Source organism: Aromatoleum aromaticum EbN1, assembly GCF_000025965.1.
In the GTDB taxonomy this organism is placed as follows: domain Bacteria; phylum Pseudomonadota; class Gammaproteobacteria; order Burkholderiales; family Rhodocyclaceae; genus Aromatoleum; species Aromatoleum aromaticum.
On the sequence record NC_006513.1, the window covers coordinates 3,586,748 to 3,600,532 of the forward strand.

The following is a 13,785-nucleotide window of genomic DNA, read 5'->3' on the forward strand; positions in this document are numbered from 1 at the left end:
CTCTCGTCGAGGATCGTTGTGCTTGCTGCGATGTATATCGCGGTTGGCCTGTTCGCGCGCGCACTGACACAGTCGTCCGGCTATTCGTCACCCGTGTGGCCCGCGGCCGGTTTCGCTCTGGCGGCCTTGCTGGTGTGGGGCGCGCGTTGTTGGCCCGGCGTCTGGCTCGGCGCCTTCGTGATCGTTCTTCTACCGGATCGCACGACTAGCGGCGCGCTGGTTGCCGCGCTCGGTGCCAGCGGCATGACGCTTCAGGCGCTGCTCGGCGTCTGCCTCGCGAGACGCTGCCTGCGTTCGTCATCGTTTCCGGCACGCAACCGGGATATCGCACGCCTCGTCCTGCTGACCGGGCCGCTGGCCTCGCTGGTGGCGTCCAGCATTGCCGTCGCCGCGCTGCTCGCCTTCGAACGCATTGCCCCGGCGGCCGGGCCGAGCGAGTGGCTGACATGGTGGGCGGGGGATACGCTGGGCGTGTTGCTGTTCGCACCGCTGGTGCTGCTGGCGTGGCCGGGGCCGCTGCGCGGTTGGATACGCCGGAGCGGGGGCGGGAGGATTTCGATCCTGCTGGTTCTCGCGGCCGCACTCTTCTCCGCCGGCAGCTTCACGGTCGATCGGCTGTGGAAGGAACGCGAACGCACCGAGATCGCCCAGCGGATGGACGAGGTGTTCGAAATCGGTTTTCTTCTGCTGCCTGAGGTCATCGCCTCGCTCGAAGGCGTCGAACGCTTCGTGAGCGCCAGTTCGGCTGTGACGAGGGACGAATTCGAGACTTTCACGGTCTGGATCACGCGGCATCCGGCGGTGGTGTCGATCGATTGGGCGCCCCGCGTACTAGCGGAAGAGCGCGAGAGTTTCGAACGGGCGGTCCGCGCCGAGGGGGGGCGTGATTTCCGTATTTTCGAGCCCGGCGACGACGGCAACACGCGGCCCGCCACAGGGCGACCGGAATACTTCCCCGTTCTGTACAGCGCGCCGAGGGAAGCGGGGCGGAGCATCCTGGGACTCGACCACGGCTACGATCCGCATCGACGTGTCGCGATGGAGCAGGCGCGGCAAAGCCGCGAGGCTCACACGGTCCGCGGAGTGCCGCTGCTGCGGACGAAGCGCCTGTCGCTGCTCGTTTTTCAGCCGGTGCACGATGTGGCGCGCGCTTCATGGGACGCTGCGGCGCGGGCCGGGCCCCGCGATCTGCTGGGCCATGTCGTGGGTGTCTTCGACGTCGAAAAGCTGTTCATCCCGCTCGCCGAGGCCGCGCATACGCGCAGCATCGGTTTTCGTGTATCGGATGTGACGTCCGGCGAACCTGCGCAGATCTTGCTCGATGAAATGCCGGCGGGGGTCGCCCCGACTTTGCGCAAGGAAATCGGGTTTGGCGGACGGACGTGGAGTCTGGAATTGGCGGCTAAAGCGCCGACCGGATACGTCGATACTCACGGCGAGGAGGAGATCTATCTTGCATTTTCGGTTCTGGCGGCCGTCCTCGTGGCTTATATCGCGCTGAGCAACGCGGGACACACGGCGGCGATCCAGAGGGAGGTGGCGGAGCAGACCGCCGAGCTCACGCGGGCCCTCGACGCTCGTCTGGCCGCGGAAGACGAGCGCGACCGCATTTTCGAACAGTCTGTCGATCTGCTCGGTATCGTGGGTATCGATGGTTACTTCAAGCGTGTGAATCCGGCTTTCGCCCGGACGCTCGGGTGGAGCAATGAGGAATTCCTGTCGCGGCCCTATCTCGATTTCGTCCATCCGGACGATGTGGAGGGGACGCGCGCCGATGCCGCAAGGGTCGCCGCAGGGCATACGACAGTCGGTTTCGAGAATCGCTATCGCTGCAAGGACGGAAACTGGCGCTGGCTGGAATGGAAGGCAGTGCCCCGAACAGGCGGGTTGATGTTCGTGACCGCGATCGACACGACGCAGCGACGCGAGAACGCTCGGCACCTGCGCACGCTCAACGCTGAACTTGTGCATCGCGTCGACGAACGCGAAGCGGCACTGGAAGCCCTCGGTGCCAAGAAGGACGAGATTCGAGCGGTGCTCGACAATCTGATCGAATGTGTCGTGACCATCAATGCGCAAGGGATCGTCCAAGGGGCGAATGCAGCGGTCGAAGCGGTGTTCGGATACCCGCTCGGCGAGGTCATCGGACGCAATGTCTCGCTGCTGATGCCTTCTCCGGAGCGGGAGCGGCATGACGATTACCTGGCGCGCTACCTCGATACCGGTGCAAGACACGTCATCGGAAGCACTCGCGAGGTGGAGGGGCAGCACAAGCTCGGACACCGGATCCCGATGGAGCTGAGTGTCGCCGAGTACCGCGTGCGCGACGAGCAGTTCTTCGTCGGCACGTTGCGGGACATCAGCGAGCGCAAGGCATTTATCGCGGCACTGACGCGGGCGCGGGAAGACGCGGAGCAGGCAAGTCGGGCGAAATCCGCTTTCCTGGCGGCGATGAGCCACGAGATCCGCACCCCGATGAACGGCGTGATGGGGCTGATCGAAGTGTTGGCGCGCACCTCGCTGTCGGAGCATCAGGCCGATCTCGTCGCAACGATCTGCGGATCGTCATCCACGCTGTTGCGCATCATCGACGACATCCTCGACTTCTCGAAGATCGAGGCCGGTCGACTGAAACTCGACGTCCGGCCAGTATCGATCGGAGATCTCGTCGAAAGCCTGGCCGGTTCGCTTCTTCCGCTGGCGGCCCGGCTCGACGTCGATCTGTCGGTATTCGTCTCGCCGGAGGTCCCCGAGCGCGTGGAGGCCGACGAGGTGCGGCTACGGCAGGTTCTATACAACCTCGTGGGCAACGCGGTGAAATTCTCCGCCGGTCGTCAGAATGTGCGGGGCCGAGTGGCGGTCCGCGTCGCGGTCGCGGACGTCGTGCCCTTGCAGCTCGCCGTCTCGATCGTGGACAACGGCATCGGCATCGATCCGGAAAAGGTGGAGGAACTGTTCAACCCCTTCACGCAGGCGGAAGCCTCGACGACTCGCCGTTTCGGTGGAACCGGTCTCGGACTTGCGATCTGCAGGCGGCTCGTCGATCTGATGGAGGGAGGAATCAAGGTTCGCAGCGAACCCGGACAGGGATCGACATTCACCGTCACCATCCCGTTCGTGCTGTCCGACGAACAGCCGGCGCCGATTCTGCCCGAAGTCCGCGGAATAAATTGCGTCGTGATCGACAGCCCGGAAATCAACAGCGAAGACCTTCGCGTATATCTCGAGGATGCGGGGGCAAGCGTGTTCCGGGTGGATGACGAGGCGGCAGCCGGCGTGAAGGCAGCGAGCCTCGCCGCCCCGGTGGTCCTGATCGACTTTGCCCGAGAAGGGAAGAACACGGAAACCGACGGGACGGTGCCTGCGAGCGGCGCAGCCCGCGTGCGGATCACGCGTGGCAGGCGCCGGCGTCCGCGGATCAAGGATCGCCAGGTCGTCATGCTCAACGGCAATGCGCTGCGGCGGCAGTCCCTGCTGCGCGCCGTCGCGGTTGCCGCCGGGCGGGCGTCGCCCGAGATCATCCACGCTGGAACTGCCGAACGCGCCGTGCTGCCGTCGACGACCGCGCCGACCATCGACGAGGCACGCGAGCACGGGCGCCTGATCCTCGTCGCCGAGGATGATCCGATCAACAAGAAAGTGATCCTCGAACAACTCGCGCTGCTCGGCCACGCCGCCGAGATCGCCGGCGATGGGGCCGAAGCGCTGGAGATGTGGCGGCGTGGGACCTATGCGCTGATCCTGACCGACCTGCATATGCCGAAGATGGACGGTTATCGCCTCACGGAGGCGATCCGGCAGGCGGAAGGGGAGGCGGCGCGCATTCCGATCGTGGCGCTTACGGCAAACGCGCTGCAGTCCGAATCGCGGAGAGCGCGTGAAGCGGGGATGGACGAGTATCTGACCAAACCCGTCAGGCTCGAGGTGCTCGGCGCGCATCTCGACCGATGGCTGCCGCGACAGGAGACAGCGCTTGCTGAAACGGCGCAGGTCCCGCCCGATGCTGCGCCGGACGCCGTCGCATGCACGTTGCCAATCCTCGATGTGTCGGTGCTGAACGGACTGATCGGGGATGATCCGCAAGTCATTCGCGAGTTCCTGGGCGACTATCTCGCATCCACAAGGAGCCTGGCCGCCGAGACCCGGACGGCGTTTTCCGACGGTGACCGCGGCGCGGTTGCAGCCAGCTCCCACAAGCTCAAGTCTTCGTCGCGCGCCGTCGGTGCGCTGGCCCTCGGGGATCTGTGCAACCGCATCGAAAGCGCGGTGATCACTGGCGACCGGGTCGCGTTCGAGCAGGAGATGAGCCGGTATGACGATGTGGTCCGCACGACGGAAACTCATGTGATCAAGCTGTTGAACGAACCGATTTCCGCAGCCGGGGGTACGCAATGAACATACTCGTGATCGATGATGAACCGTTCGCGCGAAAGCTCCTCATGCACCAGCTCGGACGTCTGGGATTCGAACGCGTGCAGCCCTGCGCGAGCGCGCAGGAGGCGTTGTCGATGATGGGGACGCCGGGTGAAAGTCCCGATTTGATCTTCTGCGATCTCCAGATGCCTGAAATGGACGGGGTCGAATTCGTCCGTCACCTGGTGCGCGTCGGTTATACGGGTGGTCTGGTCCTGATCAGCGGCGAGGACGAGCGGGTCGTGCAGACCGCGGCGAAGCTTGCCAGCGCCCACAGGCTGACGGTACTCGGCGCACTGAACAAACCGGTGTTGATCGACAGGCTGAAGGAGGTCCTCGCTGGCGGCGTGGCGCAGAGCCCTGCGCTGGCGCGCGCCGAGCGCAAGATTTACTCCGAGGAGCGGCTGCGGCGGGCGATTGCCGACGGCGAGCTGGTCAACCACTACCAGCCCAAGGTCGACCTCGCATCGGGAGCCGTCGCCGGGTTCGAGACCCTGGTGCGCTGGCGGCATCCCGAGGACGGGCTGATTTTTCCCGATCAGTTCATTCCGCTCGCCGAAGAGAGTTCACTGATCAACGATCTCACGCGCTCGGTGCTGCGCGCCGCCTTGTGCCACGCGCGGAAATGGCGCGACGACGGGTTCCCGCTGCAGGTTGCGGTCAACGTGTCGATGGACAATCTGGTCTCGCTGGACTTCCCCGACTTCGTCGAGTGCGCGCTGGACGAAGCGGGCATCCCGGCCAGTGGCCTGTTGCTGGAGGTTACGGAAAGCCGCCTGATGAAGAATCGGCTGGCGCCGCTGGAAGTGCTCGCGCGCCTGCGGCTCAAGCGCATCGGATTGTCGATCGACGACTTCGGCACGGGGCACTCCTCGCTTGCCCAGCTGCGTGACATTCCGTTCAGCGAACTGAAGGTCGACCGCGGCTTCGTGCATGGCGCCTGGCGCAACGCCTCGCTGCGGGCGATCGTGGAGGCGAGCCTGCGGATGGCACGCCAGCTCGGCATGAAGACGGTCGCCGAAGGGGTCGAGGACAGGGAGGACTGGGACTTCCTGCGCAATAGTGGCTGTGAACTGGCGCAAGGCTGGTTCATCTCGAAGGCTCTGCCGCCCGAGCAGATTCCGGACTGGCTCGCCGCCTGGGAAGTGCGGCGGTCGACATTCCTGGACTTCGGGTGATGAATGGTCGCGCGCGGATTCTCGTTGCAACGGACGTTGCCGCCGAGGCGGTCGAGCCGCTGATGCTGTGGATCGACTCGATCGAGGACGAATTCGCCCCACAGCTCGAAGCTGCCCGCGCGCTCAACGTTCCGACGATTCGAGCGCGCTCCACATCACCCACTGGCCGCAGGCATTGCGCGGGCCGCGCAGCGAGCCGTGCCACGGCCCTTCGATGCACGGCCCCTTGTCGTCGTTCTCGTCATATTCGACGCTGCCGGGTTCGCTCCCGGGATGGCGCTTGCCGCCCCAGCGCTTGCAGGACAGGCAGCGCTTGCGGTCGAGCGGCTGGCTGGTCATCGGTTCGCTGCGCTGCGCATCACGCATCGTGCCCAGCGCTGCGGCGCTGCAGCGCTGCGCGGAAGTTGCAGTCGCGCTGCCACGCGCGGCGCTCTTCGTTCGCGAACGCATAGGTGCGCGCTTCTTCGTCGTCGAAGGCGGCGAAGGTTTCGAGGGTGCGCTGCAGGAACACGTGCTGCGGCAGCAGCGTGCCGAAGAAGAGCACCAGCTCGCCGCGCTGGATCAGCAGCGTCGGGAAGTTCTCGACGTCCAGGTCGCCGAGCCAGTCGGCGTCGTCCTCGATGTCGACCCAGTGGAACCCGGCGTGCGGCCACACGCGGGCGAGAGCTTCGAAGCCGGTGCGATAGTCGCGGCAGGTGCCGCACCAGTCGGCACACAGGCAGGCGACGAGGAGTTCGGGAAGCGGTTGGTCGTCCATCGGGAAGGCTGTCAGTCGGTCATCGCGCGTGAGCGCGTACCGGCTGAGGCTAGCATATTCCGCGCGCGACGGCCGCCTGCCGCGGCCATCTCGCAGACGTCGCGGATGGGCTTGCACTCGATCCGTCGTTACCGCAGAGTTTCAGGAGTATCCCCAGCCCGCGACAGCGGGCCGCACCGAGGAAGAGCGCGATGAAAATCCAGATCCTGTCCGACCTGCATCTGAACGTTGCCGAGATGGAGCCTGCGCTCACCGATGCCGACATCGTGGTCCTCGCAGGCGACATCGCACGCCCGGAGCGGGCGATCGCGTGGGCGCGGCAGTTTCCGCAGCCGGTCGTCTATATCCCGGGCAACCACGAGTACTACGGCGGCAGCCTGGCGGGCGTCGGGCAAAGGCTGCGTGCCGCGGCCGAAGGGAGCAACGTCCGCATCCTCGACTGCGGCGCCGCGGTGTTCGGCCGGGTGCGCATTCTCGGCTGCACGCTGTGGAGCGATTTCCGGCTGTTCGCGGAAGCCGAACGCCAGCAGCAGTCGAGAGCGGAGGCGACGCGGCTGATGTACGATTTTTCGCGCGTCCGCATCGATGACGACGCGCCCGAGCTGTTCACGCCGGCGCTGTCCGCCGAACTGTTCGATCGCGCCTCCGCATGGCTGCGCACCGCGCTGCAGGCGCCCCACGACGGAACGACGGTCGTCGTCACCCATCACGCGCCGTGTACGCACAGCGTGCATCCCAAATACGCCGATTCGCCGATCACGCCGGCGTTCGTCTCCGACCTCGACGAACTCGTCGCCGCGTCGGGCGCGGCGCTGTGGATCCACGGTCATGTCCATGATTCGCACGACTACCGCATCGGTGCGACGCGCGTGCTGTGCAACCCGCGTGGCTATGGCAAGGACGGCGTGAACGAGAACCCGCGGTTCGACCCGGCGCTGACGGTGATCGTCCCGGAGTAAGCCTGCCCACCGTTCAACGGTCCGGGTTCGGCAGGGATTCCGTCACGGATTTTCCGGGCAGGCCGTGCCGGGGCGCGAGGTCTCGCGCAGCCATTCGATGAGCGCGGCGCGCTCGGCCGGATCGGGGATGCCTGCGTAGCCCATCGTCGTGCCGGGTACGACCCGGGTCGGCGCCGCGAGAAATCGGTCGAGCGTTGCCGCGTCCCAGACGATGCCGGACTCCCGCATCGCATCCGAATATCCGTAGTCGGGAAGGCTGCCCGCTCGCCGGCCGAACAGTCCGCAATGGCGCGGGCCGGTGCGGTTGTAGGCGAGCGCGTGGCAGGCGAGGCAGCGTGCATAGATTTCCTCGCCGCGCAGCGCCGTGCCTGCCGCCCCGGACGATGAGGCGGATGCCAGCACAACCAGCACGCTCATCCAGCACGACGGCCGCAGCATCGTCGTGACCGTTCAGGACACGAACGCCGACGGCACCGGGTCTTCGCCGAGCGCCTGGCGCAGGATCGCCCAGTGCATCGCTTCATCGCCGAGGATGCTGGCAGCGGCCTTCGCGAGATCGGGGTTGGCGAACAGCGGCACGGCGCCGAGGTAGGCGCTTACCGCTCCCTGTTCGAGTCCGGAGGCGAAACGCAGTACATCCGCCTCGGCTTTCAGGGTGGCGACCGGAAAATCGTACTTCTGCCTGCTTTCGGCCGGCTTGCCGCCGAGCTTCGTGACCGTCTGCGCAAGGAGGTCGACGTGGGCTTTGTGATGACCCTGGAACTGCAGCGCCAGGTCCCGCATCGGCGCACGCAGCAGCCCGCTGCCGGCGCCGAGCTGGTACGCGGCGATCGCTTCGTGCTCCGCGGCGAGCGCCGTGTTCAGGATGCGCGCGTCCGCGGCGGGATCGCCTTGGCGCGTGTCCGCCTGGGCGGCGAGGGCAGGACGGCCGGCGAGCAGCGCGACCGCTGCGGCCGACAGGGTCGCGCTACCGTGCAGGAAACGACGGCGGCTCGGGACGATCAGCAGGGAAGGGTGGTCGATTTTCATGATGGGCTCCGTTTCTTGAGGTCGAACGATCGCTCGATGCGTCGGGCGACGCATCAGCGGGGAAGGAAAAGGAAATCCGGACGGGGTTCGAGGCGGCGGCTCGCAGGCTTCGTCCAGCTTCCCGGAATCCGAATCCGCGCAGGAACCGGAAAGCGGACGATGTGCCGATGCTGCCGGTGCGCGGCCGCGACGGGTCAGCCGGGCGGCGGTGCCTGCTCGAAGGCGAGTTCCAGGCGCCGGTGCACTGCGGCGACGAGGCGGTCGCAGCGGGCGCCGTCGAACGAGAAGAATTCGTCGATCGTCGGGCCGATCTCGCGGCCGATCGTGTCGCGCAGCAGATGACGTGCGCGGAACAGCGCGGTCTTGACGGCCCCTTCCGACATCCCGAGGCTCGCGGCCGTTTCGGTGACGCTCAATTCCTCGACCGCGCGCAGCATGAACACCGCGCGGCAGCCGTCGGGCAGACGGTCGATCGAGCTTTCGATCACGCGTCGCAGTTCGCGCCGCATCGCCATCGCTTCCGGTGTTTCCGCCGGTGCGGTTTGCCTCTCGTCATATGCGGCGGAGTCCTCCGCGAGTCCACCCGAACGCGACCTGGACCGCAGCCGCTCGAGCGATTTGTTCACGACGATGCGCGTCAGCCAGGTCGACAGGCTCGACTCGCCCTTGAAGTCGGCGAGCGCCCGGTAGGCGCTGACGTAGGCCTCCTGGACCGCGTCCTCGGCGTCGGCATCGTCGCGCAGAATGCCGCGGGCAGTGCGGAACAAGCGGCGATTGTTCGCGCGCATCATCCGTTCGAGCGCGCCCGGCTCGCCGTGCAGAACGTGTGCGACCAGTTCGGAATCCCGGGCGGCCGGAAGCGGAGACGGGGCGGTGACGACATCGGTCATGATCGGGACTCCATCGATTCATCCGACCATTGGATGATGCCGCCCCCCGAAAGGTTACGCGGATGGATGATGGATGCGGAACACTTCCGGATCATTGCCGTGATCGAGCAGGATGCGGCGCACGCGGTCCTGCCACAACGCGCCGAACTGCCGCTGCTCGTCCGCGTCGGCTTCGCCCATCAGGCAGCGCGCCATCAGCGACGGCATCGCCGGGTCGGCCGGAATCGTCGAGAGGTCCGCTTCGGCGTCGACCGCCACGCCAGTGTCGAGGCGCGTGAAACGCAGCGCCAGCGGCAGGTCGACGGCGAACTGCTGCAGCCCGCGACGCACGTGGCGTCCGGCGAGGCCCTTGAAGCCGCCGTCCTGCGCCGCACCGCTCAGCAGCGTCACGACGCTCGCAATCACGCCGGTGACGCCGTCCTCGAAGCGGTTGCGGAACTCGACGCGCACTCCGCCGCGTTGGGGCAATTCATCGGGGTACAGCGCGGTCAGCGCATGGCAGGTGAGAAGATAGGCCGAGCCGACCGTTGGGCACGAATGCCCGGCGAGCTTCACGGCGTCCTCGTAGCCGTATTCGATAACGCCGTCTTCGGCAGCGCCGAGGAAAGCGGCCAGCGCGTCGCGCACCTTGAGTCGCGGCACTGCGCGGTAAAAATCGGGAAATTGCATTGCTGCTCCATGGAATCGTGGGTTCGGGAAAAATGGCATCGGCGGCACGGCCCGGCCGGCCGCCGAGGGGTGGCGTGTCACGCGCGGTGCAGCAGCATCGTGATCAGCAGCGAGGCATCTTCGAGCGCGGTCACCGCGTGGGGCTCGGCATCGGCGAGATAGACCAGCGTGCCGGGGGTGAGCGTCTGCGCCTGGCCGTGCGAGTCGAGTTCGACGACGCCTTCGAGGCACTGGATCGTGATCAGGCCGGCGGCGCGGTGTTCCTGCGTGGACTTGCCGGCCGGCAGCACCAGCCGGAAGACCTCGAAGTGCTCGGCCCTGATGAGCGTCGACGACACCGTGTCGCGGACGCGTTCGCCGAGCGGCGTGATGTCGATCAGTTCGCCGGAAGCGGCGTGCGAAATGGCCATGATGTCTCCTAACCGATGGTATAGCCGCCGTCGACGACGATGTCCTGGCCGTAGATGTTCTTCGCGCCGTCCGACGCGAGGAACACCGAGGTCTCGGCAATGTCTTCTGGCTTGCCGAACTCGCCCGTCATCAGTCGTGAGTTGATCTGCCCGGCGACTGCGCCGAGCACGTCCGGCGGCAGGCCGACGGTGCCCCACAGCGGCGTGGCGATCGGCCCCGGCGCGATCGAGTTGACGCGTATTCCTCTCGGCGCGAGCTCCGCCGCGAGCGTCTGCGCGAACGATTTCAGCGCCGCCTTGCTGGCGCTGTAGATCGCGAGGCCGGGGAAACCGACCTGCGTCAGGAAAGTGGTGATGAACTGCACCGAGCCGCCGCGGCGGATATGCGGCAGGAACAGGCGCACCGTCTCGGCCGCGGCGAAGAGGTTCACCGAGAACTGCGTCTCGAAAGCTTCGCGCGTGCTGTCCTCGAACGACACGACCCGGGCGATACCGGCGTTCGGCACGACGATATCGACCCCGCCGAACGCCTTGAGCGTCTCGTCGACGAGGCGCTGCAGGTCTTCGGCGCACGTGGCGTCGCCCTTGACCGTGACGACTTTCCCGGCGTGTGCAGCCGCGAGCGCGTCGAGCGCCTCGGTGTTGCGGCCGAACGCGGCGACTTTCGCCCCTTCGGCGACGTAGCGCTCGACGATCGCGCGGCCGATGCCGCTGCTCGCCCCGGTCACGACCGCGACCTTGTCTTCCAGACGTCCTTTCATGTTCGGATCCTCACCGGTTTTCTGTCGTTACGGAGTGGGCAAGCATCACTGTCCGCGCCGCGGCCCTCATTGATATGCATCAATCGTCGGCATCCGACTGTTGCTTCGATCAAATAACATGACCAGTGCGCGCCCCTCGCGTTCCCGCTGCCGCGGCGATGGAACCGTCGCGCATGGAATGGTTTCTGAACTCGCCCGAGCTCGACGATGTCATTTACCGAGCCCGCGCCCTTTCCGATCCAATGGAAACCCCCACGCCGAGGAGAACCCGATGCTTCCGATCCGCCGCCTGCTCGTTGTTTCCGCGTCCGTGTCGTCGTTCGTCGCGTTCGTCGGCCTCGCGGCGAACTTCCATGCCGCGTTGGCGCAGGAGACCGTCCGCAGCGAAGCCGGAGCGGTGAAAGTCGTCGAGGTCGCGCGCGGGCTCGAGATCCCGTGGAGCCTGGCGTTCCTGCCGGACGGCCGGATGCTGGTGACGGAGCGGCCTGGGCGCATGCGCATCGTGTCGCCGGACGGCAAGCTGTCGGCGCCGCTGAAGAACGTGCCCGAAGTCCAGGCCGGCGGGCAGGGCGGTCTGCTCGATGTCGTGCTGAGTCCGCGCTTCGCCGACGACCGCACGATCTTCTTCTCGTACGCCGAACCGACGCGGCGCGCAGCGCGCACCGCGGTGGCCCGTGCCGAGCTCGATGTCGAAGGCCTGAGCCTTTCCGCGGTGAAAGTGATCTTTGCGCAGAACGACGACCCTTCGGGGCGCAATCACTGGGGATCGCGGCTGGTGTTCGACCGCGACGGGCTGCTCTACGTCACGCTCGGCGAACGTTTTTCGTATCGCGACAAGGCGCAGGAGCTCGACAGCCATCTCGGCAAGATCGTCCGCATCCGGCCCGATGGCAGCGTGCCGCCAGACAATCCTTTCGTCGGCAAGGCGGGCGCGCAGCCCGAAATCTGGTCCTACGGCCATCGCAACGTACAGGGCGCGGCGCTGCATCCGGAAACGGGCGTGCTGTGGGCGCACGAGCATGGCCCGCAGGGCGGCGACGAAGTGAACGTCATCAAGCCGGGACGCAACTATGGCTGGCCGGTGATCACGTACGGCCGCAACTACGGCACCGGCACGAAGATCGGCGAAGGCACCGAGCGCGCCGACATCGAACCTCCGGTGCATTACTGGATCCCGTCGATCGCGCCGTCGGGGATGGTTTTTTACACCGGCGACGCTTTTCCCGCGTGGAAAGGGAGCCTGTTCGTCGGCGCCTTGCGCGCGCAGCTGCTGACCCGGCTGGAACTGGACGGTACCCGCGTCACCCGTGAAGAACGCCTGCTGACCGAGCTGGGCAAGCGCATCCGGGACGTGCGGCAGGGACCGGATGGGAAGCTGTATCTGCTTGACGAAAGCGATGGGCGGATTCTCCGGCTCGATCCGGGCTGACCCCGCACGGCCTCACGTTGATGTTGCAAACACATCAAAGTAAGGCCAGAATGAGCTTATGCACCTTATCGAGGATCACCCGCCATGAGCGTTGCCGCCCTTCGCAAACCCGATGCGACACAGGTCGTCACCAAGGCCCTGCTCAACGCCGGCAAGGAAATGGGGCTGACGCAGGCGGCGCTGGGCGTGGTCATCGGCAAGGACCGCACCGCGATCAGCCGCAACGGCATCGACCCCGACAGCAAGGCGGGAGAGCTCGCGCTGCTGCTGATCCGCGCGTATCGCGCGCTGTTCGCGCTCGTCGGGGGCGACGCCGCGCAGATGAAGCACTGGATGCACACCGACAACCACCACGTCGGCGGCGTCCCGGCCGAGCAGATTCGCACCGTCCAGGGTTTGCTGCGCGTCGTCGAATACCTCGACGCGATCCGCGGCCGGCTGTGACGGACATCTGGGCGGCGGTCGGCGCAGAAGCGCCGGTCGTCGAGCTCGCAGGCAATCTCGTGCGGCTCGTCGAGAGCCAGGAGCAGATCGCGACGAACCGCCTCGTCGATACCCTCGAGGAACAGGCGCTCCTCGAATCCCTGCTGGAAAGCTCGAAGCCGCCGCTGCCGCACGCGGCCCGCGGCCTGCATTACCTGCTGGCCACCCCGTTCCGTTATCCGCCGCTGCGCCACGGCTCGCGTTTCGGCGGGCACTTCGAGCCCAGCCTGTTCTACGCGGCGTTCGATACGGCAACGGTGCTGGCCGAGTCGGCCTATTACCGCTTCGTCTTCTGGCACGGCATGACCGTCGCGCCGGCGTCCCCCCTGGCGTCCCAGCACACGCTGTTCGGCGCGCCGTGGCGCTGCGCCCGCGGCGTGCAACTGCAATGCCCGCCGTTCGATCGGTGGCGTGAACAGCTCACCGACCCCGCGAATTACGCCGCGACCCAGCGACTCGGCACGGCGATGCGGCAAGCCGGCGTCGAAGCTTTCGAATACGTCTCCGCGCGCGACCCGGCCGGCGGCCTCAACGTCGCGCTATTCACTCCGATGGCGCTTGCCGCCCGGCGGCCGGACTTCATGCAGGCGTGGCTCGCGGAAACGGACGCCGGCGAAGTGCGCTTCTACTGCCAGGAAGAGCGGCTCGTGCATCGCTTCCCGCTCTGGCAGTTCCTCGTCGCGGGCGAGCTGCCGATGCCGGCGGTATAGCGTTTGAATTGAGCGGCCTGGGCGACTTTTCGCGCAGGTTCGCTCGAATGATGGGTGGGCTGTCGCACGCCAGCCACCTGACAGGTCCGGTGGAATG

14 protein-coding genes are annotated in these 13,785 nt (G+C 66.6%); 6 read left to right on the forward strand and 8 right to left on the reverse strand.

The features are described from left to right. The first annotated feature begins 18 nt into the window (after positions 1-18). Positions 19-4,395, forward strand: a complete 4,377-nt coding sequence (locus EBN1_RS17165) for a PAS domain S-box protein (RefSeq protein WP_157866645.1) — start codon at positions 19-21, stop codon at positions 4,393-4,395. Further along, complete coding sequence (locus EBN1_RS17170; RefSeq protein WP_011239241.1) at positions 4,392-5,591, forward strand: GGDEF/EAL domain-containing response regulator; 1,200 nt, start codon at positions 4,392-4,394, stop codon at positions 5,589-5,591. Before EBN1_RS17165 ends, EBN1_RS17170 begins: the two co-directional genes overlap by 4 nt. Positions 5,592-5,714: 123 nt before the next feature. Here EBN1_RS17170 and EBN1_RS17175 read toward each other — a convergent pair whose 3' ends face one another. Both EBN1_RS17175 and EBN1_RS17180 read right to left on the reverse strand, forming a co-directional pair. Beyond that, positions 5,715-5,957 carry a hypothetical protein gene (locus EBN1_RS17175; protein ID WP_011239242.1) on the reverse strand — a complete coding sequence of 81 codons (243 nt, stop codon included), beginning with the start codon at positions 5,955-5,957 and terminating at the stop codon, positions 5,715-5,717. Beyond that, positions 5,950-6,348 carry a thioredoxin family protein gene (locus EBN1_RS17180; protein WP_041646543.1) on the reverse strand — a complete coding sequence of 133 codons (399 nt, stop codon included), beginning with the start codon at positions 6,346-6,348 and terminating at the stop codon, positions 5,950-5,952. Before EBN1_RS17180 ends, EBN1_RS17175 begins: the two co-directional genes overlap by 8 nt. A 191-nt stretch (positions 6,349-6,539) precedes the next feature. Between EBN1_RS17180 and EBN1_RS17185 the strand changes: the two genes are divergently transcribed. Beyond that, entirely contained in the window at positions 6,540-7,307 is a 768-nt protein-coding gene (locus EBN1_RS17185) for a metallophosphoesterase family protein (protein ID WP_011239244.1), read from the forward strand. A gap of 42 nt (positions 7,308-7,349) precedes the next feature. On the opposite strand, the gene EBN1_RS17190 is transcribed toward EBN1_RS17185, so the two are convergent. The 6 genes from EBN1_RS17190 to EBN1_RS17215 form a co-directional block, all read right to left on the reverse strand. Beyond that, on the reverse strand, positions 7,350-7,724 hold the full coding sequence (locus EBN1_RS17190) for a c-type cytochrome (RefSeq protein WP_041647572.1): 375 nt from the start codon (positions 7,722-7,724) through the stop codon (positions 7,350-7,352). Between the two features lie 33 nt (positions 7,725-7,757). Then, positions 7,758-8,336, reverse strand: a complete 579-nt coding sequence (locus EBN1_RS17195) for a ferritin-like domain-containing protein (RefSeq protein WP_011239246.1) — start codon at positions 8,334-8,336, stop codon at positions 7,758-7,760. A gap of 194 nt (positions 8,337-8,530) precedes the next feature. After that, on the reverse strand, positions 8,531-9,226 hold the full coding sequence (locus EBN1_RS17200; protein WP_011239248.1) for an RNA polymerase sigma factor: 696 nt from the start codon (positions 9,224-9,226) through the stop codon (positions 8,531-8,533). A 54-nt stretch (positions 9,227-9,280) separates the two neighbouring features. Continuing rightward, entirely contained in the window at positions 9,281-9,895 is a 615-nt protein-coding gene (locus tag EBN1_RS17205; RefSeq protein ID WP_011239249.1) for a hypothetical protein, read from the reverse strand. Positions 9,896-9,972: 77 nt separating this feature from the next. Then, on the reverse strand, positions 9,973-10,305 hold the full coding sequence (locus EBN1_RS17210) for a cupin domain-containing protein (protein WP_011239250.1): 333 nt from the start codon (positions 10,303-10,305) through the stop codon (positions 9,973-9,975). Positions 10,306-10,313: 8 nt separating this feature from the next. Then, positions 10,314-11,066, reverse strand: a complete 753-nt coding sequence (locus EBN1_RS17215; protein WP_011239251.1) for an SDR family NAD(P)-dependent oxidoreductase — start codon at positions 11,064-11,066, stop codon at positions 10,314-10,316. Positions 11,067-11,337: 271 nt separating this feature from the next. Between EBN1_RS17215 and EBN1_RS17220 the strand changes: the two genes are divergently transcribed. The 3 genes from EBN1_RS17220 to EBN1_RS17230 all read left to right on the forward strand — a co-directional run bounded on the left by EBN1_RS17220 (position 11,338) and on the right by EBN1_RS17230 (position 13,688). Further along, the gene (locus EBN1_RS17220; protein ID WP_011239252.1) at positions 11,338-12,495 is read left to right on the forward strand and encodes a PQQ-dependent sugar dehydrogenase; all 1,158 of its coding nucleotides are present in this window, start codon (positions 11,338-11,340) and stop codon (positions 12,493-12,495) included. Between the two features lie 84 nt (positions 12,496-12,579). Further along, on the forward strand, positions 12,580-12,939 hold the full coding sequence (locus EBN1_RS17225) for an MbcA/ParS/Xre antitoxin family protein (RefSeq protein ID WP_041646544.1): 360 nt from the start codon (positions 12,580-12,582) through the stop codon (positions 12,937-12,939). Further along, on the forward strand, positions 12,936-13,688 hold the full coding sequence (locus tag EBN1_RS17230) for an RES family NAD+ phosphorylase (protein ID WP_011239254.1): 753 nt from the start codon (positions 12,936-12,938) through the stop codon (positions 13,686-13,688). Before EBN1_RS17225 ends, EBN1_RS17230 begins: the two co-directional genes overlap by 4 nt. Positions 13,689-13,785 lie beyond the last annotated feature (97 nt).

Coding starts and splice junctions, on each gene's coding strand:
- EBN1_RS17215 (WP_011239251.1), bottom strand. CDS start 11,066: ATGAAAGGACGTCTGGAAGACAAGGTCGCGGTCGTGACCGGGGCGAGC.
- EBN1_RS17195 (WP_011239246.1), bottom strand. CDS start 8,336: ATGAAAATCGACCACCCTTCCCTGCTGATCGTCCCGAGCCGCCGTCGT.
- EBN1_RS17185 (WP_011239244.1), top strand. CDS start 6,540: ATGAAAATCCAGATCCTGTCCGACCTGCATCTGAACGTTGCCGAGATG.
- EBN1_RS17220 (WP_011239252.1), top strand. CDS start 11,338: ATGCTTCCGATCCGCCGCCTGCTCGTTGTTTCCGCGTCCGTGTCGTCG.
- EBN1_RS17175 (WP_011239242.1), bottom strand. CDS start 5,957: ATGCGTGATGCGCAGCGCAGCGAACCGATGACCAGCCAGCCGCTCGAC.
- EBN1_RS17225 (WP_041646544.1), top strand. CDS start 12,580: ATGAGCGTTGCCGCCCTTCGCAAACCCGATGCGACACAGGTCGTCACC.
- EBN1_RS17190 (WP_041647572.1), bottom strand. CDS start 7,724: ATGAGCGTGCTGGTTGTGCTGGCATCCGCCTCATCGTCCGGGGCGGCA.
- EBN1_RS17180 (WP_041646543.1), bottom strand. CDS start 6,348: ATGGACGACCAACCGCTTCCCGAACTCCTCGTCGCCTGCCTGTGTGCC.
- EBN1_RS17170 (WP_011239241.1), top strand. CDS start 4,392: ATGAACATACTCGTGATCGATGATGAACCGTTCGCGCGAAAGCTCCTC.
- EBN1_RS17205 (WP_011239249.1), bottom strand. CDS start 9,895: ATGCAATTTCCCGATTTTTACCGCGCAGTGCCGCGACTCAAGGTGCGC.
- EBN1_RS17200 (WP_011239248.1), bottom strand. CDS start 9,226: ATGACCGATGTCGTCACCGCCCCGTCTCCGCTTCCGGCCGCCCGGGAT.
- EBN1_RS17210 (WP_011239250.1), bottom strand. CDS start 10,305: ATGGCCATTTCGCACGCCGCTTCCGGCGAACTGATCGACATCACGCCG.